Genomic DNA, 19,238 nt, shown 5'->3' on the forward strand with positions numbered 1-19,238 from the left:
AAGTCATTATGTATCAAATTTATTTATATGATATATATAGAATTTTATATTAATTATAAAAGAAATAAAAGATTTAATTTTCAGTTTTTTATTTTTATACCCTATTTATTACCATTCCCTTAATGCACAATAAAATGAATATTATTCTAAAAGAAAAATGGGGCAAATTTATTTTTATACCATTAGTTTACATTTCTTTGTATACTAAAGAAATAAATTCATAAAAGACATTACTTAAGGAGAGAACGAAAATGACAGATTCGTTTATCATACATACTAAAACGCCACATTGTTTAAACTTTATGATCTACATTCAAAATATTTATCTCAATCAAAAAGGAAAAAAAGAAAATTTTCGTTTTCCTTACATAACAAAAACATTACATTTCTCCACTGACTTTAAAACAAATTTCAAAGAATTATGGCTGACTCTTCGTAAGCAAACTGCTAACGACAGATATGATTTACAAATTTTCCACGAGGAGAATCATATATTTTATAAGAAACTTTTTGACGCTAATTTATGTGATGAGGAATCATTTAAAGAATTAATATGTAGCTTTAAAGTATGGTGGACTAGCATAGTAGGTCAGCTTTCAATAGAATGTTCCGTAAGTAATTATAGTGAACAACTTTATAATGACTTAGTTTTATACTTAAAGCAAAACGAAATAGAGCCTTTACAACAGCTACATATTAGCTTACTTTATGACGATTGTGTATTCACTAAAGATAATATTACTTCTTACTCTGCTATTTTACCTATGAAACAATTTTTTATAAATTATAGAGATGTTGTTACTACATTATCAAAATGTTTTCATATGGCTTAAAACAGCGATTACTCAAATAAAAAACTGAGGTATCTACCTCAGTTTTTTCGATAACTTATTTCATTAAAGATACCTCTTCAACAAATTCACCAATTTTATTTTGAAAAACATAATCAAAGTTATATTCCTGTCCTGTTAACTCTTCATTTACTAAAATAGTTGTTGCCCCTACTTCTCTCTTTGCGATTTGTGGGAATGAAGCGACAGGTTGTACTTTTAATGACGTTCCCATAACGAGAAGTACATCTGTTTCATATAAACGTTTCATTGCATTTTGATATTGAGGCAGTGTATCTCCGTATAAAACAACGTCTGGATTTAAAATGAAATTACACTTCTGACAGCGCGGCACTTCATGATCAATCATATACTGTAAATCATATCCCGCTTTACACTTCGGACAATGTGCTGTTTGAAGTGTTCCATGTAAATCAATGACATGTTTACTGCCACCTAATTGATGTAAACCGTCAATATTTTGCGTTAAAATCGTAATATCTTTCCCTTGTTCTTCTAGCTCAGCTAAAAAACGATGTCCACGATTTGGTTTATATTGATGGAACGTATTAATTTGAAAGATTTCTTTATAATGCTTCCAAAATTCTTTCGGACTTCGGTTATAGTACCCTCTTGATAAGTACATCTCCACATTCGCATCAGCATACAATCCATTTGCTGAACGGAAATCTGGGATACCACTTTCCGTACTTGCACCAGCGCCTGTTAATACTGTAATTTTCTTCGCTTTTTCTAAAATTGAACGTACTTCTTCAAATTGTTGCACAAAAATCACCTCTATGTATTTTCCTATTCTTATTATACCAGTTGTTTACAGGAGGTGTTGTACAATTCATTTTACTTAATGCGTTGCGCCCCCAATCTCTACAATATCTACTTCAACTGTCATCGTTACTTCAATTGCCAATTCTATTCCCTTACTAATAGTAGAAAGTGACATACTCGGTTGCCCTGGATAATTACTCGCTTGTTCTGGTAAAAACGGAATATGAATGAATCCGCCTTTTATTTTCTTATCATGTTTCTCTAGTTCATGCATAAGTCCATAGAATAAGTGATTACAAACGAATGTGCCTGCCGTCTGTGAAACAGATGACGGTATGCCCTCTTCGCGAAGTTTTTTTACGATTGCTTTCATCGGAAGTGTAGACCAATACGCAATCGCTCCTTCTTCTACAACCGGTATATCTACCGGCTGATTTCCTTCATTGTCTGCGATTCTTGCATCATCAATATTAATTGCAACACGTTCTATCGTAATATCTGGTCTGCCCCCAGCTTGTCCAATGCATATAATAATTTCCGGCGCTAGTTCTTCTATATACTCTTTTAATACGCTTATTGATTTATGAAATACAGTTGGTACTTGTTTGCTTATTACCTTGTATTCTCCAATTGTTTTTTCATGCAAACCTTTTGCTACTTCCCAAGCTGGATTGATATTTTCTCCGCCAAACGGATCAAACCCTGTTAATAATACTGTTTTCATAGTTTTATCCTCCTAATTAAAAACGATATACAAGGCCGTACATAATAAACATATTTATGATAAAAATTGAAAGAGCAATTGGTACTTGCGCTTTAATAACCGCATTTTTATCCTTTAGCTCTAAAAGCATCGCAGGTACGATATTAAAGTTTGCTGCCATTGGTGTAAGCAGCGTTCCGCAATATCCAGCAAACATACCGAGTGCTGCCATAATTGCTGGGTTTCCGCCGTGCATTTGAACTATTAAAGGTAAGCCAATTCCGCCAGTAATAACAGCAAACGCTGCGAATGCATTTCCCATTACGACTGTAAATAGCATCATGCCTAAACAGTACGCCATAACAGCAACGAACGGATACTCTGTCGGTAATACTTGACCGACTAAATCTGAAACAACTTGTCCAACGCCAGATTTCGCGAAAATACCGCCAAGTGCTGCTAACATTTGTGGTAAAATGACAGCCCAGCCGACAGCTTGTAATAGTCTGCTTCCTTCTTGAACAGGCGTTGTTATTTTTGATTTTGTAATACGCATCGCCGCGACGAATGCGAGTAATGCACCAAGCGCTAACGCTACTAACGTTACTTTATCTGGATCAACAAGAGAGACATTTCCCCATTTAATTTTCCCTAACGTTAACGTACCGATAATTGTAAAAATAGGAATTAATAGTGCAGGCATAAAAATTTTATTTTTTAATTTCTCAGCATGTTTCACACGTTCTTGTACTGGAACTTCTTTTTCCTCTGATTTTGTCACTTTATTTAGCGAGGCTAAAACGACCATAGCGAGCACGATACAGCCCACGTAAAACGAAGGAATTACATTTCCAAATAAAAATGTAACTGCAAACAATGCCCAAAATAAACTAGAACCGAATCTGTTTGGATGTTCACGATCGAATGCGATACGAACAGCGATAAAAGCAACAATTATCCCTAATACATAATAGATTGTATCCATTGTGATGATGTTCATATTAGATTGCCTCCTTCTTTTCCTTCTGCCTTCATTGTTTTCTCTATATATTTGTCAAACCTTCTAAATCTAATCCAGCTTACAATAAGTGCAGATATTGCTGTCGGAATGCCCCAAAGTGCCATATCCCATACACCGACATGCATACCTACTGAATCGAAGAATCCTTTCATTAATAAAATAGCACCAGTTGCGATGAAAATATCTTCTCCGAAAAACCAAGCTGTATTTTCCGCAGCAGCTGCGTTTGCTTTAATCTTTTCTCTTAATTTTTCAGGAAGTTTACCGTATTTACCTTGCGCGGCCCCTTCTGCCATCGGTGCAACGAGCGGCCTTACTGTTTGCGCATGCCCACCAATATTAAGCCCTAGTGCTGCTGATGATTCTCTTATCGTAAAATATGACATTAATACTCTTCCAGTTGTTGCTCCTTTTGATTTCGTTATAAGTGCTTCGGCTCTTTCTTTTAAACCGTAACGCTCTAAAATTCCGATTACAGGTAAAGTTAATATAATTGGCATAGACATATATCTATTTTCTATGAAAAATTTACCGAACATGCTGATCACATCATAAAAACTTAATCCTGAAACCATACCAGTAACAATACCTGCAACCATAACTACTAAAAGTGTGTTTAATCTAAATAAAAAGCCCACTGCCACTAATAATATTCCGATTAATTTCACCAATTCCAACACTTCCCCTCATTTTTTATTTCGGTGCACATATAGAAACACCATTATGTTCGAATGTTCTGTATATTCTTTCTGCAAATTGCACTGCTTTTTCCCCATCACCGTGTAAACAAATCGTTTGCGCCTGAACTGCTACTTTCTCTCCATTGATCGAATTTACATGGCCTTCTTTCACCATTTGAAGTACTTGCTTTATCGCTTCGTCTTCATCTTTTATAAGCGCATTTTCTTCTGTACGGCTCGTTAATGTACCATCTTGCTTATATGTACGATCCGCAAAAGCCTCTTGTACGAGAGTTACTTTGTATTTTTCTGCAGCCTGTATAAATGCCACGCTATTTGCTAATCCATAAAGTAATAGACTTGGATTTATACGATAAATTGCCTTTGCGATTGCATCTGCAATTTCCGAATTAGACGCCGCCATATTATATAAGGCACCGTGCGGCTTTACATGATGCATCTTCCCGCCAGCCACTTTTACAAACCCGTCTAATGCGCCGATTTGATATAAAACATAATCGTATACTTCACTTGCTGAAACATTCATGTTTCTTCTACCGAATCCAATTAAATCAGGAAATCCAGGATGCGCCCCTATTGCTACGTTATGCTCCAAAGCTTTTTCAACAGTTTGACGCATAACAGACGGATCACCCGCATGAAAACCGCAAGCAACGTTTATAGAGGAAACGAACGGAAGAATTTCACCATCATTCCCCATCTTATAAGCTCCAAAACTTTCTCCTAAATCACAGTTTAAATCGATTGTAGTCACACTGTTTTCCTCCTAATTTTAACTTCGTAAAGCGATAAATCTCTTTAATAGATTGCTATTTACTTCTTGTTCTATGTACAATTGTTCCGCTTCTTCAAGCGTAATTTTCTCAAAAGAAACATAGTCCCCCGGCTTTAGCTGGGCAAGAAGAGGTAAATCTACTGAAATGATATTTCCCATTCTCGGATAGCCACCTGTCGTTTGCCTATCTACCATTAATATAATCGGCTGTCCACCATTAGGAACTTGAATGGTTCCAAATGTAACAGGACTCGATAAAATCTCTTTTTCTTCAATCCTATTTAAAACTTCTCCCTCAACCCTGTAGCCCATACGGTCAGCATAATTAGATACCTTATACTCTTTCGTAAAAAATGCCTTTCTACTTTCTTCGATAAATTGATCGTATTCAAAGTCAGTTATGACACGAAGCTTAGGATGTTTCTTATACTTTGGTAGTACGCTGTTGCTAATTACCCATTTCGTTTTTATTCGCTCATCTTTTTGTAAGTCTTGAATGAAACGATTCGCCATTTCTGAGTACGTACCAATTTGAAAACAATCTCCTTTTTTCAGCATTCTTCCTTCTATACCACCAATCGCAGCACGTATGTACGTACTTTTGCTTCCCATTGTACGCTCAATATGTATACCACCCGCAAAAGTCACATACGCTCTACAACCACTTTTCACTTTTCCAAAACAAAGCATACTACCTTCTTCCGCTAAAATGGGACGCCATAATGGGATACGTTCTCCATTTAACAACGGTTCCATATCAGCCCCACCAATTGCGAGTAAAGTCGTTTTCTTTATTAACAATTTAGGACCTAAAATCGTCATTTCTAATCCTGCTTCATTCTCTTCATTACCGACTAACATATTGATGAGCCTAAGCGCATTTTTATCCATAGCACCCCCAACAGGTACACCAAACTGTTGATAATAAGATCGCCCTAAATCTTGGACTGTTGTAAACATTCCTGCATGCAAAACCTCTACATCCATTCTTTAGCCCCCTCAAGAGATACATACTCTTCCTTCGTTATCGGGATAAATCGTAAATACATACCACTTTGAATATATGTTGGTATTTCTTCTTTCGGATTAAATAGAGTAATAGGTGTTCGGCCGATAATATTCCATCCTCCTGGTGTTTCAAGCGGATATATACCTGTTTGATTTCCGCCAATACCTACTGAACCAGGAGAGATTTGTAACCGTGGTGTTTCTTTTCTAGGTGTTTCTAATTCTTTTGATAGTCCTCCTAAATACGGGAACCCTGGTGTAAAACCTAACATATATACAAAATATGTAGTTTCACTATGTATTCGAATCACATCTTCTACTTGTAAACCTTTATAATGTGCAACCTCTTCTAAATCAGGTCCATATTCTCCCCCGTAGCACACTGGTATAGAAATATGTTTCACATCCTGTTTTACTTCTTCTTTATAAGAATCACACAGCTCCTTTATATACTGGCGAACGTAATCATATGATCTTTCACTTCTCTCATTTCTCTTCCATACTTCGTATACATTGTAGTAAACAGCTAATGAAGTAAACGACGGAACACACTCAATCATTCCTGCAAACGGATGTTGTTGCAGTGCTTGAAATAACCGCTGTACTTTCTCATATATACCCATCTTAATTTCTTCACCAAATGTAACAATAATTGCTTGATCCCCTAACGCAGAAAATTTCATCCTACTCCCTCTTTCTATGCCAAAAAGCCGAGTTCTTTCGAAATGCGATGCGCTGTTTCTTTCACCTTCGCAATAAAATATGAAATGTTACTTTCGCTGTACTCAATTGCTAATCCTGAAATACTAATGCCTGCTACAACCGTTCCATCGCTCGCGAAAATGGGTGCTGCTATCGCGGCTGTATGATTTTCTAACTCAGAATAACTAATTGTGTAGCCTTCCTTTTTTGCCATTTGCAACACTTCTAACAATTGTTCCTTATCCACGATTGTTCCATCTGCAAACTGTTTTAAATCCACTTCCTCTATGTATCTCCGTTTCTCTTCCTCAGAGAAATACGATAGTAAAATTCTTGGACATGCACCAGCATAAAGCGGTGCTCTTCTTCCAACCGCCGTATACACGCGTACCGGCTGAACACCCTCCATCTTTTCAACATAAATTGCGTCATTACCATCTTGAATTATTAAATTAACTGCCTGTCCTAAACTATCTCTAAGTTCTTTCATATAAGGAATTGCTAAATTTCTTACTGATAATCGTTGTGAAACAAGTTGACCGAACCGTAAAAATACGACCCCTAAACGATATTTCCCCTTTTCGTTTTTTTGTAAAAACGCCATCTCTTCTAACGAGCCAATTAAACGATAAACAGATGTTTTCGGCATATTTGTAAGCCGAACCATCTCAGTTAAACTTAGCTCTTCATGCTCATAAAACAACTCTAAAATATCCATTGTCTTAACTGCCGTTTTATTTATACTCATTCTATCTCCCTTTCGTTCCAAATTACGGAACTTAAATTCCATTTTTCGAAACAAACATATAATTTAAAATTATAAAATATTCTTTCAATTCAATCAATAGATTTTAAGCAAATAAAAAAGTATGGAAGAATATTTCTCCCATACTTCACCACACTTTATAACGCTCTTACTTGTTCCAACGGCCAGAAAACAGCTTGTCCTTTTCCGACAATTTCATCTTCTGAAATAAAGCCAAACATGCGACCATCCTTAGAAACTTCACGATTATCCCCTAAAACAAATACTTGGCCTTCTGGCACTTTCGTTTTCCCTGTGATTTGTTCTAACGTAAAGTCTGGAGTTAATACACGGCCTACTGCTTTTTCTTTAAACTTTTTTAAATATGGTTCTTCCATCGCTTTTCCGTTTACATATAAAACATCATTTTTATACTCAACTGTATCGCCTGGCAAACCAATTACTCGTTTTACTAAATCGTATCCTTCTTTTCCGTGGAAGACGATAATATCAAAGCGATCTAATCCACTTATACTATAACCAATCTTATTCACGAGAACTCGTTCGTTATTTTTTAAAGTGGGCATCATTGATTCACCTTGCACTAAAGAAGGTGTAAATAAAACACCGCGAATAATAGCAATTAATACAAGGGTAAAACCTATCGTTTTAGCCCAAGAGAATAATTCTTTCTTCGTATTTTCCTTCATCGTTTCTCCTCTTTCTTAAGCACTTATTTTATGATTTTAACTAATTCTTGTACTAAATTAGGGTCTATTTCAGAAAAACATGATTTTCCTTCTCTTACCGCTGTACCGACATGAGCTTGCGTGATTCCAGTTTCATCTAGCAATCGCTTTATATTTTCTTTCGTCACGCCAGCTCCAGCTACAAGCTGAATTTGACCATCGCTTACCTTTTGCATTTCTGTAAGCACCGGAATATTCTCTACTATATTTCCTTGTCCACCTGAAGTTAAAACGTGAGTCACTTTATGAAACTTCTTTAAAGTTCTCATCGCTTCTACTGGATTTTCTATATCATCTATCGCACGGTGGTACGTTACATTTATTCCATCTACAACAGATAGTAAATCTGCTAATTTCTTTTCATCCACTTCATTTTGTTCGTTTAATACACCTAATACAACACCAGCTGCACCTAACTTCTGTGCAATGATAATATCTTCCTTCATCATTTCAATTTCTTCTTCCGTATATGTAAAAGACTTCGCATGCGGGCGAATCATAACGTGAATCGGTATATGTACTGCTTCTACCGCTTTTTTAATAAATGCATAGCTCGGCGTTAAACCACCTTCTGTATAAGATGAAATTAATTCAATCCGCTTCCCGCCAGCGCTTTCAATTCGTTTTACATCTTCTAAACATGTTGCAATAACCTCTAGCATGAGATGACCTCTTTTCGTGCTTTTTTCTTATTATAACATTAGTAAAAATAAGAAGCCTAGCTTTCTCCTTTAAAACTTAAAAAAGAAGAATGAAAAGAAAGATTTTTTTATTGGCAACAATTATTGGTAACATCCTATTATTCATGTACACTCCTACCATAATGAAAAAACCCATCATTTTGACGGACTTTTCTAATTTCAAGCTTTTCTTTCCTCAGTTTTCATATCAATGCCTAATTGATCTTCCAATAACTTTACACCTTTCTTTGTAAGATGGACAGCTCGGTTCTTATCCATTTTCGTAATCCATCCCTGTTCAAAAAGCAGTTTTGCAATTGCAGACCCTAACCAACCAGAAATATGATAACGCCGTTCACTCCAATCAAGGCAAGGTTTTGCAAATACCCTCCTTTTTGTATCTGCCTCATCAACATTTATTCCAAAATTCAGAAACCATTGCTTACCTTGTTCCGTTACAATGTATTCTCCATCCTCTAAAATTATAAATTGCCTATCTAGTAATTTTTCAGTTATCTCTACACCGAGTTTGCCTGCAAGATGATCATAGCAAGTTCGAGCATAACGAATTTGTTTTAGTTGGTCCGATTGTTTTAAAGACCGAACTTGGACTGTTGGTGCAATTGTTCCTAACTTTTCAAGAACTTCTGCTACCTCTTGATTAGCAAGTCGATAGTAACGATGTCTACCATGTTGTTCAACTGTAAGTAGATTCCCCTCTACTAATTTTGAAAGGTGAGAACTAATCGTTGGATGTGACACCTTTGCCATATAAGCTAATTCGCTGGCAGGTAGTGCCTGATTATTCATTAAACAATCTAAGATAATTGCTCTTGTAGGTTCAGCAATTAGTTTGGCTATATATGAGATATTCGGATATACATTCATATTTCGATGATACCCTAACTATTAAACTGATACAATTATTTTAAGTTTAATAGTAAAGGAGAATGTATTATGAATGCAATTGATCTTAGTATATTAAATTTGAAAGAAACGAGAAGACGCTCAGAAAAATTATGGGATTCTCTTCCCGATAATTTTCTTAATTGGAAGCCTGATCATGAAGCTATGTCCTTTGGTGAGATGATTCGTCATGTATGGAGCTCAACTTTTTACTATCATATGATTTTAAAAAACAACGGCTCAATACATGATATACATTTCCCGTATGATGACGAGCCAATTACTTGTGTAAAAAAAGAAATTGAATTGGCACAAGTATACTTTACTGACTTCATAGAATATGTTCAATCCATAAGCATAGCTGAGCTAGATTCAACCCTTATTGATCGAAGCGATGTTGGCTATCAAAGATATTTAGGCGACATGCTATTACGAATTGCCTATCATGATGCGGTCCATGCAGGTCAATTTTTACAATATTTACGAATGGTAAACTTGGAAAGACCTTTAATTTGGGATTAAATACGAAAAATGTTTATACAACCTCCAAACTGGCATTACAATAAGAATTTTTCAACAAGAAACAACCAAAAAACCATGATAATCATTTATATTAAAAACCTACATCTCAACTAAGTACTTCATACACATAAAAAGCACGGGTTTGATTACTAATCAAACCCGTGCTTTCAAAACAAATATAATATCCATAAACAATAAAATGTAAGCTTTAAAAACTACGACCGAAACGCCGCATCCGCCAGCATAGACAATGTTGCATCATCCATCGGTGGATTATGCAGTCCTGCTCTGACGTTTAAATAGTAACGATGGAGCGGATTTTTTTCTGATAAACTTTTTGCTCCTACGATGCGCATCGATTTATCCACTATAGATATCGCCGCATTTGTTACAGCATATTTCACGGCTGCTAATTCTGCTTGCAGTGATAGTTTATCTTCTGCCTCATCGTACTTTTTCGCAATTTGATATAAAAAGACGCGAGCTTGCATAAGCTCGAGTTCTAATTCTCCAACTAATCTTCTAACATTCGGCAATAAACTAATAGAATGGTTTAAACTGTTTGGCTTGTATGATTCCGCAAATTGAACTGCATAATTTCTTGCTGATTGTGCAATTCCTAAATAACATGCTGGTATATGTAGCAACCAGCCAACACCCTTTTGTTTTACTTTCCCGCCTTTTATATCTGTAAAAAAGCGACTTTCTATCTCTACATTTTGTAAGACAAGGTCGTGGCTAGCAGTCCCTCGCATTGCAACGCTATCCCACGTTTCTTCAATAGATACACCGAGTGTATTTCTTGGAATAACAAACTCACCAACTTCTTCTTGGCCTTCCATACTTGCTGAAATAATAAAATAATCAAGTACTGGCGCCATCGTTGTAAAAGTTTTTCTTCCATTTATAACCCACTTCTCGCCTTGTTGAACCGCTATTGTTTCTGGTTTGCCGCCACGCGTCGGACTCCCTGTTTTCGGTTCTGTTGCTGCCCTGTTAAAGAGCGCACCATTACGTACTTCTTCGCAAAACCATTTGAACATCTCATCATTCCAAGAGCGATTTTCCGCTAGCTCTTTCACAATGCCAAGATGCCAGCCAATCGATAATGCTGTAGCTCCGCAGCCTTCCGCGATTTTCTCTTGAAATAAAACAAAGTCATATAAAGAAATCGCACTACCACCAAATTCCTTCGGTAACGTTAATTTCGTATATCCGATATCTTTCAAATCATTTATATTTTCATACGGAAATGATCCCAATTCACTTAGCTGATGCTCCCTTTCCATGAACTTCGGAATCAATTTATTTATTTGTGCAATAATGAAAGATTGTTCTTCTGTTTCAACAAATGAGAGTGCCATACTATAATCTCCTTTATGTTCGATTCATCAACCGCTCACTTTTTCATTATGATTATATGAAGCTACCTCTCTATTGTTTCACTATTCCGATAAAAATACAATGTTTTTGACTAATAAGAAAAGTTCCTATTTAAGGATAGGTTCTTTTCTTATGTTAATCTCCCTTCAATGCCTTTAATGGCAAAGAGGTTACATATCCAATATACGAGAATAATTCTTTAAAGAAGAATGGAATTTCTGTGTCTAACGTTTTATATGCTGATGTCGGCGTTGGTGAAGCATACGCTTCAATATTAATATGTTTTGCAATTCTCATTGCGCGTTTCATATGAAGTGGATCACTTACAATCGTGTATGTGCGTATTCCGTTCTCTATTCCAACTTGCTTCGCATTTTTTAAATTTTCTTCAGTGAAAAGGGATTTAGTTTCAATTAAAATATCTTCCTCTTTTACACCTTGTTTCATTGCATATACTCTTGCAGTACGTGCTTCCTCAAGTTCTGCTTCGAACTTTGTACCACCTGTAAAAATAATCTTTTTAATATTTCCGTTCTTATATAAAGAAATCGCATGATTAATTCTTTCTTTAAATACAGGAGATGGTTTTCCGTTCCACGAAGCTGCTCCTAGTACGATACCAGCATCCGTTTTCACGTCATCATTTGCTTTAAAACGATAACTCCAAATATCGTAAGCTGCATAACTTACATATAAAATAGCAGAACAAATCATTAGTAAAAATACTTGAAAGATTCGTCTTTTCTTACTCTTCTTATTTTCTTTCATTTGTAATTGCCTCCGTACATCATCCATACTTCTATAAAAAACATTTATATCAAATCGTTTTGTTTGAGTTTATTTAAAAGAAGGAACTTTACTTGTTATTTATGTATAAAAGGGTTTTCATTTAAAATTGAGGATTATCAATTCATTTTCATTTGCGGTTTTCATTACATTTTTTAAATTCATAAGTTTATTACCATACAACTACATTGTAACGAATTTTTTCTCAGAAGGGAACGATGAAACAAAAGGAATTAAAATAAAGTAGCATTTTGTAAGAAAAAAGGTATATTTTTCATATGTCACGAACAATATACCTTTCAAAACACGAATTATAACTTTTCTTTATATAACTCTAATTTTTCTAACAATTGTTCTTTTACGCCTGGCCATTCACTCGAGATAATACTGTACACCACCGCATCTCTCACATAACCATTCGGTAATTTTCTTTCATTTCGAAGCACACCCTCTTTTACTGCTCCTAACCTTTCAATTGCTCGTTGTGCTTTTTCATTTCTTGCATCCGTCTTAATTTGTACCCTAAGCATATGCAGTTTTTCAAAAGCATACTGGAGAAGCATATACTTACACTCTGAATTTATACTCGTACGTTGCACACTCGGATGATACCACGTTTGCCCTAACTCAACTGTCTTATCTTCTACTGAAATATTATATAAACGTGTACTTCCTACAATCTTATTCGACTGTTGATCTACGGTTACGAAAGGTATTTGAGTACCTCTTCCGTAACCTTTTATCGCTTTTTGAACGTATTGTTGCATATCTTGCACACTATCCATTTTAGAGATTAAATACGCCCAAATAGCCCGATTTCCTTCTACAATCGAAAACAAAGTTTCGACATCAGTATTATCCATTAACCGCAACTTTGCTCTTTCGTGAATAATTTCCATTTTTAAGCCCCCTTTGTTGTTACTATATCATAAGAATATAAAACGTATTATAAGAATATAAAAAATATAGAGCAAAGAATTCTTTTCAAATATATTCTTCTCGTATAAGGTAGGAAGACTCATCAGTAACCCTTAAAAAAAAATTTTTGGTAATTTCCAATAAATTCTATATAATGATAAATGGGAGGGGATAAAAAATGCTAGATCAAATTACTTGGGGAACGCCAGGCAGCTTATTATGCTTAGGGTTCTTTTTTGCGGGACTAGGAATCTTCTTAAGAAGCGTTACGTCATATACGAAAAATAAATAAGAATATCCCGCTTTTAAACAAAAGAAGCCCTCTTTTTACAAACGGCTTCTTTTTTATAACTTTACCTTATTAAAACTTTAAAGCAATAAATAAGCAATCGGCGTAATAATAAGTAACGTTAAAATCGTTCTCTGCACATATAAAATAATAAGTTCAGACACTTTTAACGGAATATCTGTTGATAATATACAAGGAATGGAAGCGGAGAAAAACAAAATAGATGATACGGAAACAACTGCAATGACAAACTTTGTCACAATTGGTGCACTTACTACTAATAATGACGGTAAAAACATTTCTGCAATACCAACTGATGCGGCTTTAGCAGCTAATTCTGCTTCCGGTAATTGTAATAGCCATGTAAATGGATAGAAAATATAACTAATCCAATCAAATATTGGCGTGAACTTCGCTAAGACGATACCAATTAATCCTACTGACATAATAGATGGTAAAATTCCCATCGTCATAATAAATCCATCTTTTAAATTCACTGCAATATTTTTCATAATGCTCGGTGCAGATTTTGATACTTCTAACGCATCTTCCCAAGCACGTTCTAACATTTTCTCTTTATAAACAGGCTCTGGGAACCCTTCTTCTGTTACATATGTATCTGGTTTTCTACTAAGGGGTGGGATTCTTACGGTGATAGCAGTCACGATGAATGTTACAACAAGCGTAGTCCAAAAATAAACATTCCATAAATGCATAATATCTAATGTTTTTGCGATGATGATCATAAATGTAGCGGATACTGTAGAAAATCCTGTAGCGATAATCGCCGCTTCTTTTGTCGTATACTTTCCTTCTTTATACACGCGATTCGTAATAAGGAGAGCAAGCGAATAACTTCCAACGAAGGACGCAACTGCGTCGATTGCCGATCTCCCCGGCGTATTCCATAATGGCCTCATAATCGGCCGACAAAATGTACCGATAAATTCAAGCAATCCATATCCGACTAATAACGCTAAAAACGCCGAGCCAATTGGAACGAGCAAACTTACTGATATGACTAGCTTCTCATACAAAAACGGTCCAACATCTGGCGCAAAGAACCAAGCTGGTCCTACTTTTAAACAATATAATATGCCAAATACAACGCCAACTACTTTTAAAATAGAAAAACAAATGTCTACGATAGATGCATTCCATTTCTTCGTATAAAATGGATAAATCGCACCAATCGCCATAACGAACAATGCATAATAAGGTACTACGCCTGGAACCGAAGCCCTAATCCACGATACGATATGATCAATCATAATAGACGATGCACCGTTTATCGTAACAGGAACGAAAAACATAAACACCCCAACGAGGCTAGCAAGTATAAACCGAAGAATAATCCCCTTCTCTCGCCCTGTCTTAATTACATTACTCTTTAATTCAATTTCACTCAAAATTCGACACCTCCTATTATCTAAATATTCTGTATAATTATGTTATATTCCTTCTTCCCATTTCTAATATTTCATCATATAAAAAAAAGCCTATTTTAAAATAGGCTTTTTCTACTACCTCTCATAATCATCCACAATTACTTGAATAACACGATGCGATTCTTCTGCCACTATGTTATTACTAGTCTTATTCGCATCATATGTAATTAACGCTTTCCAAAGTGCCCATCCTCTTGCTCTATTCCACGTTTCTTCATCTATGCGCAATACTTCTTTAAATACGTTTCTGCTATTCTTATCAAAAAAAGTCCATGCCATCGCCGCATCACAAGCAGGATCTCCTACACCTAAAATACCAAAATCAATTACAGCACAAAGTTTTCCCTCTTTAACGAGTAAATTCCCCGGTGCTACATCTCCATGAATCCAAACTGGCTTACGGTCCCATGTTGAACTAAGTGCTACATTCCAAAGATGCTTTAATAATGCCTCGTCAAAAACATCCTTATTATTTTCAATAGCAACTCTCGCCTCTTCATCATATACAGATATAAGTCCGCCTCGGTAAAAATTATGTGCTCCAGCTAAAGGGCCGTTACTCGCATTAATAGATTGCAATTCTACTAAAAAGGATCCTAAGTCCGCCGCAAATTCATTTAAATCACGAACATTTTGTTTCGTAACTGTTTCTCCCTCTATCCACTTATTAATAGACCAAGGCAATGGATACGCTTCAGACGGATTTCCTTTCGCAATTGGTGTAGAAATTGGTAAAGAAAGTCCCTTACTTAATATAGGAAGCCAACTATTTTCTTTCTCTACTTGCGGTGCATATGCCGCATCACTTGGCAATCTTACACTCATCTCATCCCCTAAGTGAAACGTCCTATTATCATGCCCACTAAACTTTACAGGTTTCACTTCTAAATGGGCCCATTCAGGAAACTGTTCCTGTATTAACTTTTCAACTAAACTTACGTTAATTGGATGCATTCACATTCTCCTTTTCTTTTGAAACTTACTAAGCCCATCCGTACTTCCAACATATTCAAAATTATTTTTCTTATAAAAATCATTCAACGTACGATTATGCCCCACGCAATCTAACTTCAAATACTCTTTGTCATGTTGTACATTCTCTTCTATCCACTGTAAAATCCATTCTCCAATTCCGTTCCCCTTATACTTCCGTTTCACCGCAAATCTATGAATATATAATGAATTAGAAACTTCCTCTTTACCAAAAATATGTTCATCCCATTCATTTTGTTTAGGAGAAACTGTAACCGTACCAACTATTTCATCTTCTTTCAGAACAACATATGTATATTTCTCTCTTATACATTCTAGTATTTCAGCCGTAGCTTCCTCTCCTAAAAGATACTGCCACTAATCCACTTCTTTATATTGTAGCCATTGTGCTACTTCTTTTAATAGAGTAATAATGCTATCGCTTTCCTCTTCAGTAGCAGTTCGAATTGTATATTCTTTAACTGTATTTCTCTCCATATCGCTGTTCCCCTTTCCTATCGCTATCATACTGATAAACGCGTTCTACCGTCATTTTCGTCGGTAACGTATTCAACATAATAACCTTGATTCCTTGCGTTTTCATACATCAATTCAATCTGTTTTTGATCTTTAGCGTAAATTGTGACGTATGTACAATCCGCAACTAGTAAAACTAATTCACACTTACTCTCTTTAAATTCTTCATATGTTTCAATATCTACTACTTCCTCTCCCTTTGAATACGCTTTTAAATCTGCAAAAATAACATAATATATATTGTCTTTAAATAATATTTTCAAATCTGATCCTTCCACTATACTTGGTTCTTCTGGAAATAATGCCTCATCCAATCCACCACGTGCTATTAAGTATGACTCCTCACTCCCTACCCACCAATCATATGAAGAAATATCAATTGGCTTTAACACTTTCCAAAGTAAATTATCATATTCATTTGGAATATCTACTGTAATTCCTCTTTTCATTTATTTGCTCCTAGCTTATTTATTTTCGTTTTCATTTCATACATTATATACCAAATTCAATTACCATATTTTGTCGATATCTATGTAACTTGTATTTCACCGCGAAAAAAAACCGTCCCACTACTTATGAAACGGTTTCTTTATGCTTATTAAGTTTTTCATGCAATTGTTGCACTGCGCTTTAAAATAAATTCTAATATATTCATCACATCAGCCATTTATTCTTAATGCTCACTTCGTCTTCACAAAATAATATAAAAACCACACCGCATGATTTTGTTCATCGGCAGCTATTCTGCGCAATAACTCTTTCATATGTGCATCCGATGCTTCATCTGAAATTTCCAAGTAAAAATCTACTGTCTTCTGTTCATCTTGTATTGCGAATTCTAATCCTTGTAAGTACGTATTTGGACATTCTTCTGTAATTTGTGGTTTAGGCTGCTGACCAGTTAAATTTGTATAGATCTGTACAAAATGATGGAAATGCTTTATTTCATCGTTACGAATTTCAAGAATTTGATTTCGTTCCGCCGCATTTGGAGCCATGTTGGCTAATTTCGCATAGCAACTTATTGCACTAAACTCTCCATTAATTGCTTTCTCAATATCACGAATCAACTTATCATTTTGCCTATACCAATCATAATCATTCGAATTATACATCGTATCCCCTCCATTATTTCACATAACATTTTATGCAATTTGAAATAGCAGGAGCATGTATATAAAAGGAAAACGCAAATCCGAACTCTTCGATTAAAAAACCTATCTATCACTACTTTATTTTCCTATAGAGTAATAATGAATTCAAAAAAACCGGTTCACTAATAGTGAACCGGTTTTATCTTTTACACATTTCATTTATACACAACTTTAAAATAGGAATAAACAGTTAATACATAATACCCAAAGTAAATTATGCAATATGCACCACTACTAATTAAAATTGGAATAATGATGTTATTTATAGGTATATTGTTAATTATCGGTATCGCAAATAAGCTATGAACAAGTCCGACTATTAGAGGTGAAATAAAACTAAAGCTAACTTGTTTCGAAATTGACTTTCTTACCTCTTTTTTCGTAACACCTATTTTCCGAAGAGTTTCATAATATCTCTGATTAGCATACGCTTCAGATAATTGTTTATAATATATAATTGAACCTGTCGCCAAAACAAATATTCCCCCTAAAAAACTTCCAATAAATAACGCAACTCCATACAGTTGCATAAAATCTCCATTTGTTTCAGATTGCCCTACATAATACCCTGCTGCGACTGTACTAATTGCCGTTAAAGCTGTAGCGCTTAATATAGCAATTGTTGCAAGTAACTTAGCGTTCCCTTTTACTCGGTATAGTAATTGCGAAATGTTTATTATATTTATACCGCTATAAAATATTTCTCTTTTACTTCTAATTTTCTTTAAAACAATAACTGTATAAGAAGTGAATAGAAAATATGTCCCAAAAACAACTAAAAACAAAATAAAAACTGGAATCATTATAGGATTTATAATAGGGTTCATAGGATCAATGGGATTCCGCACAATATTTACTACTTCACGGAAGAAGCCTGCTAATATATATCCTAATCCCATTAAAATAAGACCTATATACGCCCTAAGTACAGAACCTTTTGGCATCCGTTCTCCTTGATGATTAGCTTGAAACATTTCAATCAATGGAAATTTATAAATAATGCGAGAGTTTTTCCATGCTGTATATAATAAAATAGATAAAAAGACGATGAACGTGTCTATTATTGCTTTTATAGATAACTCAAAATGAATAGGTACATTTAATTTCATTAAACTCATTAGCAGCTCTAAAAATAACTTAAAACTCATACTGCCAATCAGTATGCCAACTACTAAAGCAAAGCCTCCCATTATCATAGTCTCACAAAATAACATCGTACCAATTTGTTTTTTAGTTATTCCTAGTAAAGAATATAATCCTACCTCTTTTTTACGTTTCCTTATAAAAAAATTAGTAGAATAAATAATAAATATGGCTATAAAAATAATGAGAATCACTTTTGAAGATTGAAGAACACTATTAATCATCACATTATTAACCATTTCTTTTTTTATTTGAGTACTATATCGAAGTGATGCAAATATAAAATAGATAAGCATACTTGAAGCTAACGATACAAAATAAAGTATATACTCTTTAAAATTACGCCGTATGTTACGTTGAACTATATCAAATAAATTCATTTATCTGAACCTCCAGGAAATAATTGATGTAAAATATGACAAAGGGCACAGCTAGATAAGGTCACCAGCCAGCCCTCCAGAAATAGAAGACATTACATCA

The 19,238-nt window shown here is 34.9% G+C and carries 21 protein-coding genes and 1 pseudogene; 2 read left to right on the top strand and 20 right to left on the bottom strand.

The features are described 5' to 3' along the window. The first annotated feature begins 251 nt into the window (after nt 1-251). Nucleotides 252-833 (top strand): hypothetical protein, encoded by a 582-nt coding sequence (locus NST86_RS15370; protein ID WP_016118190.1) that lies wholly within the window; start codon nt 252-254, stop codon nt 831-833. 55 nt (nt 834-888) lie between these two features. Here NST86_RS15370 and NST86_RS15375 read toward each other — a convergent pair whose 3' ends face one another. From NST86_RS15375 to NST86_RS15425, 11 genes are all read right to left on the bottom strand, one after another. Next, entirely contained in the window at nt 889-1,617 is a 729-nt protein-coding gene (locus NST86_RS15375; protein WP_001183800.1) for an NAD-dependent protein deacylase, read from the bottom strand. 75 nt (nt 1,618-1,692) lie between these two features. Further along, nucleotides 1,693-2,340 (bottom strand): pyroglutamyl-peptidase I, encoded by a 648-nt coding sequence (gene pcp, locus NST86_RS15380; RefSeq protein WP_000859713.1) that lies wholly within the window; start codon nt 2,338-2,340, stop codon nt 1,693-1,695. A gap of 16 nt (nt 2,341-2,356) precedes the next feature. Continuing rightward, on the bottom strand, nt 2,357-3,319 hold the full coding sequence (locus NST86_RS15385) for a DUF979 domain-containing protein (RefSeq protein WP_001021658.1): 963 nt from the start codon (nt 3,317-3,319) through the stop codon (nt 2,357-2,359). Continuing rightward, nucleotides 3,316-4,011 carry a DUF969 domain-containing protein gene (locus NST86_RS15390; RefSeq protein WP_340934055.1) on the bottom strand — a complete coding sequence of 232 codons (696 nt, stop codon included), beginning with the start codon at nt 4,009-4,011 and terminating at the stop codon, nt 3,316-3,318. The genes NST86_RS15385 and NST86_RS15390 overlap by 4 nt, the downstream gene beginning before the upstream one ends. A gap of 22 nt (nt 4,012-4,033) precedes the next feature. Then, on the bottom strand, nt 4,034-4,795 hold the full coding sequence (pxpA, locus tag NST86_RS15395; protein ID WP_000207353.1) for a 5-oxoprolinase subunit PxpA: 762 nt from the start codon (nt 4,793-4,795) through the stop codon (nt 4,034-4,036). 18 nt (nt 4,796-4,813) lie between these two features. Next, nucleotides 4,814-5,803 (bottom strand): 5-oxoprolinase subunit C family protein, encoded by a 990-nt coding sequence (locus NST86_RS15400; protein WP_000382252.1) that lies wholly within the window; start codon nt 5,801-5,803, stop codon nt 4,814-4,816. Next, complete coding sequence (gene pxpB, locus NST86_RS15405) at nt 5,794-6,507, bottom strand: 5-oxoprolinase subunit PxpB (protein WP_000672278.1); 714 nt, start codon at nt 6,505-6,507, stop codon at nt 5,794-5,796. Before pxpB ends, NST86_RS15400 begins: the two co-directional genes overlap by 10 nt. Nucleotides 6,508-6,521: 14 nt before the next feature. After that, on the bottom strand, nt 6,522-7,274 hold the full coding sequence (locus NST86_RS15410) for an IclR family transcriptional regulator (protein ID WP_086423636.1): 753 nt from the start codon (nt 7,272-7,274) through the stop codon (nt 6,522-6,524). Nucleotides 7,275-7,429: 155 nt separating this feature from the next. Further along, nucleotides 7,430-7,981 carry a signal peptidase I gene (lepB, locus tag NST86_RS15415; protein WP_000662498.1) on the bottom strand — a complete coding sequence of 184 codons (552 nt, stop codon included), beginning with the start codon at nt 7,979-7,981 and terminating at the stop codon, nt 7,430-7,432. A gap of 23 nt (nt 7,982-8,004) precedes the next feature. Continuing rightward, nucleotides 8,005-8,682: a copper homeostasis protein CutC gene (locus NST86_RS15420; RefSeq protein ID WP_086423635.1), complete on the bottom strand. Its 678-nt coding sequence runs from the start codon at nt 8,680-8,682 to the stop codon at nt 8,005-8,007. 198 nt (nt 8,683-8,880) lie between these two features. Beyond that, a complete protein-coding gene (locus NST86_RS15425) occupies nt 8,881-9,588 on the bottom strand; it encodes an ArsR/SmtB family transcription factor (protein WP_061664382.1) in 708 nt (235 codons plus the stop codon). A 69-nt stretch (nt 9,589-9,657) separates the two neighbouring features. Between NST86_RS15425 and NST86_RS15430 the strand changes: the two genes are divergently transcribed. Beyond that, complete coding sequence (locus NST86_RS15430) at nt 9,658-10,128, top strand: DinB family protein (RefSeq protein WP_061664381.1); 471 nt, start codon at nt 9,658-9,660, stop codon at nt 10,126-10,128. Between the two features lie 215 nt (nt 10,129-10,343). On the opposite strand, the gene NST86_RS15435 is transcribed toward NST86_RS15430, so the two are convergent. The 9 genes and pseudogenes from NST86_RS15435 to NST86_RS15475 form a co-directional block, all read right to left on the bottom strand. Beyond that, entirely contained in the window at nt 10,344-11,492 is a 1,149-nt protein-coding gene (locus NST86_RS15435) for an acyl-CoA dehydrogenase family protein (RefSeq protein WP_001218341.1), read from the bottom strand. Nucleotides 11,493-11,646: 154 nt separating this feature from the next. Further along, entirely contained in the window at nt 11,647-12,279 is a 633-nt protein-coding gene (locus tag NST86_RS15440; protein WP_000662216.1) for a YdcF family protein, read from the bottom strand. A 329-nt stretch (nt 12,280-12,608) separates the two neighbouring features. After that, entirely contained in the window at nt 12,609-13,196 is a 588-nt protein-coding gene (locus NST86_RS15445) for a GNAT family N-acetyltransferase (protein WP_000402581.1), read from the bottom strand. A gap of 388 nt (nt 13,197-13,584) precedes the next feature. Then, complete coding sequence (locus NST86_RS15450) at nt 13,585-14,913, bottom strand: YjiH family protein (protein ID WP_001289419.1); 1,329 nt, start codon at nt 14,911-14,913, stop codon at nt 13,585-13,587. Nucleotides 14,914-15,027: 114 nt separating this feature from the next. Then, on the bottom strand, nt 15,028-15,906 hold the full coding sequence (locus NST86_RS15455) for an aminoglycoside phosphotransferase family protein (protein ID WP_086423634.1): 879 nt from the start codon (nt 15,904-15,906) through the stop codon (nt 15,028-15,030). Continuing rightward, nucleotides 15,907-16,422 (bottom strand): annotated as a pseudogene (locus NST86_RS15460) (GNAT family N-acetyltransferase). A gap of 26 nt (nt 16,423-16,448) precedes the next feature. Further along, nucleotides 16,449-16,910 (bottom strand): DUF2691 family protein, encoded by a 462-nt coding sequence (locus NST86_RS15465; protein ID WP_000820206.1) that lies wholly within the window; start codon nt 16,908-16,910, stop codon nt 16,449-16,451. 231 nt (nt 16,911-17,141) lie between these two features. After that, entirely contained in the window at nt 17,142-17,576 is a 435-nt protein-coding gene (locus NST86_RS15470) for a ferritin-like domain-containing protein (RefSeq protein ID WP_000282808.1), read from the bottom strand. Between the two features lie 194 nt (nt 17,577-17,770). Continuing rightward, entirely contained in the window at nt 17,771-19,138 is a 1,368-nt protein-coding gene (locus NST86_RS15475; RefSeq protein ID WP_086423633.1) for an FtsX-like permease family protein, read from the bottom strand. Between the last annotated feature and the right edge of the window lie 100 nt (nt 19,139-19,238).

The organism is Bacillus sp. FSL L8-0199, assembly GCF_038005705.1.
GTDB classification, from domain to species: Bacteria; Bacillota; Bacilli; order Bacillales; family Bacillaceae_G; genus Bacillus_A; species Bacillus_A cereus.

Coding starts and splice junctions, on each gene's coding strand:
- NST86_RS15440 (WP_000662216.1), bottom strand. CDS start 12,279: ATGAAAGAAAATAAGAAGAGTAAGAAAAGACGAATCTTTCAAGTATTT.
- NST86_RS15400 (WP_000382252.1), bottom strand. CDS start 5,803: ATGGATGTAGAGGTTTTGCATGCAGGAATGTTTACAACAGTCCAAGAT.
- lepB (WP_000662498.1), bottom strand. CDS start 7,981: ATGAAGGAAAATACGAAGAAAGAATTATTCTCTTGGGCTAAAACGATA.
- NST86_RS15430 (WP_061664381.1), top strand. CDS start 9,658: ATGAATGCAATTGATCTTAGTATATTAAATTTGAAAGAAACGAGAAGA.
- NST86_RS15370 (WP_016118190.1), top strand. CDS start 252: ATGACAGATTCGTTTATCATACATACTAAAACGCCACATTGTTTAAAC.
- NST86_RS15445 (WP_000402581.1), bottom strand. CDS start 13,196: ATGGAAATTATTCACGAAAGAGCAAAGTTGCGGTTAATGGATAATACT.
- NST86_RS15420 (WP_086423635.1), bottom strand. CDS start 8,682: ATGCTAGAGGTTATTGCAACATGTTTAGAAGATGTAAAACGAATTGAA.
- NST86_RS15455 (WP_086423634.1), bottom strand. CDS start 15,906: ATGCATCCAATTAACGTAAGTTTAGTTGAAAAGTTAATACAGGAACAG.
- NST86_RS15470 (WP_000282808.1), bottom strand. CDS start 17,576: ATGTATAATTCGAATGATTATGATTGGTATAGGCAAAATGATAAGTTG.
- NST86_RS15475 (WP_086423633.1), bottom strand. CDS start 19,138: ATGAATTTATTTGATATAGTTCAACGTAACATACGGCGTAATTTTAAA.
- NST86_RS15385 (WP_001021658.1), bottom strand. CDS start 3,319: ATGAACATCATCACAATGGATACAATCTATTATGTATTAGGGATAATT.
- NST86_RS15435 (WP_001218341.1), bottom strand. CDS start 11,492: ATGGCACTCTCATTTGTTGAAACAGAAGAACAATCTTTCATTATTGCA.
- NST86_RS15465 (WP_000820206.1), bottom strand. CDS start 16,910: ATGAAAAGAGGAATTACAGTAGATATTCCAAATGAATATGATAATTTA.
- NST86_RS15425 (WP_061664382.1), bottom strand. CDS start 9,588: ATGAATGTATATCCGAATATCTCATATATAGCCAAACTAATTGCTGAA.
- pcp (WP_000859713.1), bottom strand. CDS start 2,340: ATGAAAACAGTATTATTAACAGGGTTTGATCCGTTTGGCGGAGAAAAT.
- NST86_RS15410 (WP_086423636.1), bottom strand. CDS start 7,274: ATGAGTATAAATAAAACGGCAGTTAAGACAATGGATATTTTAGAGTTG.
- pxpB (WP_000672278.1), bottom strand. CDS start 6,507: ATGAAATTTTCTGCGTTAGGGGATCAAGCAATTATTGTTACATTTGGT.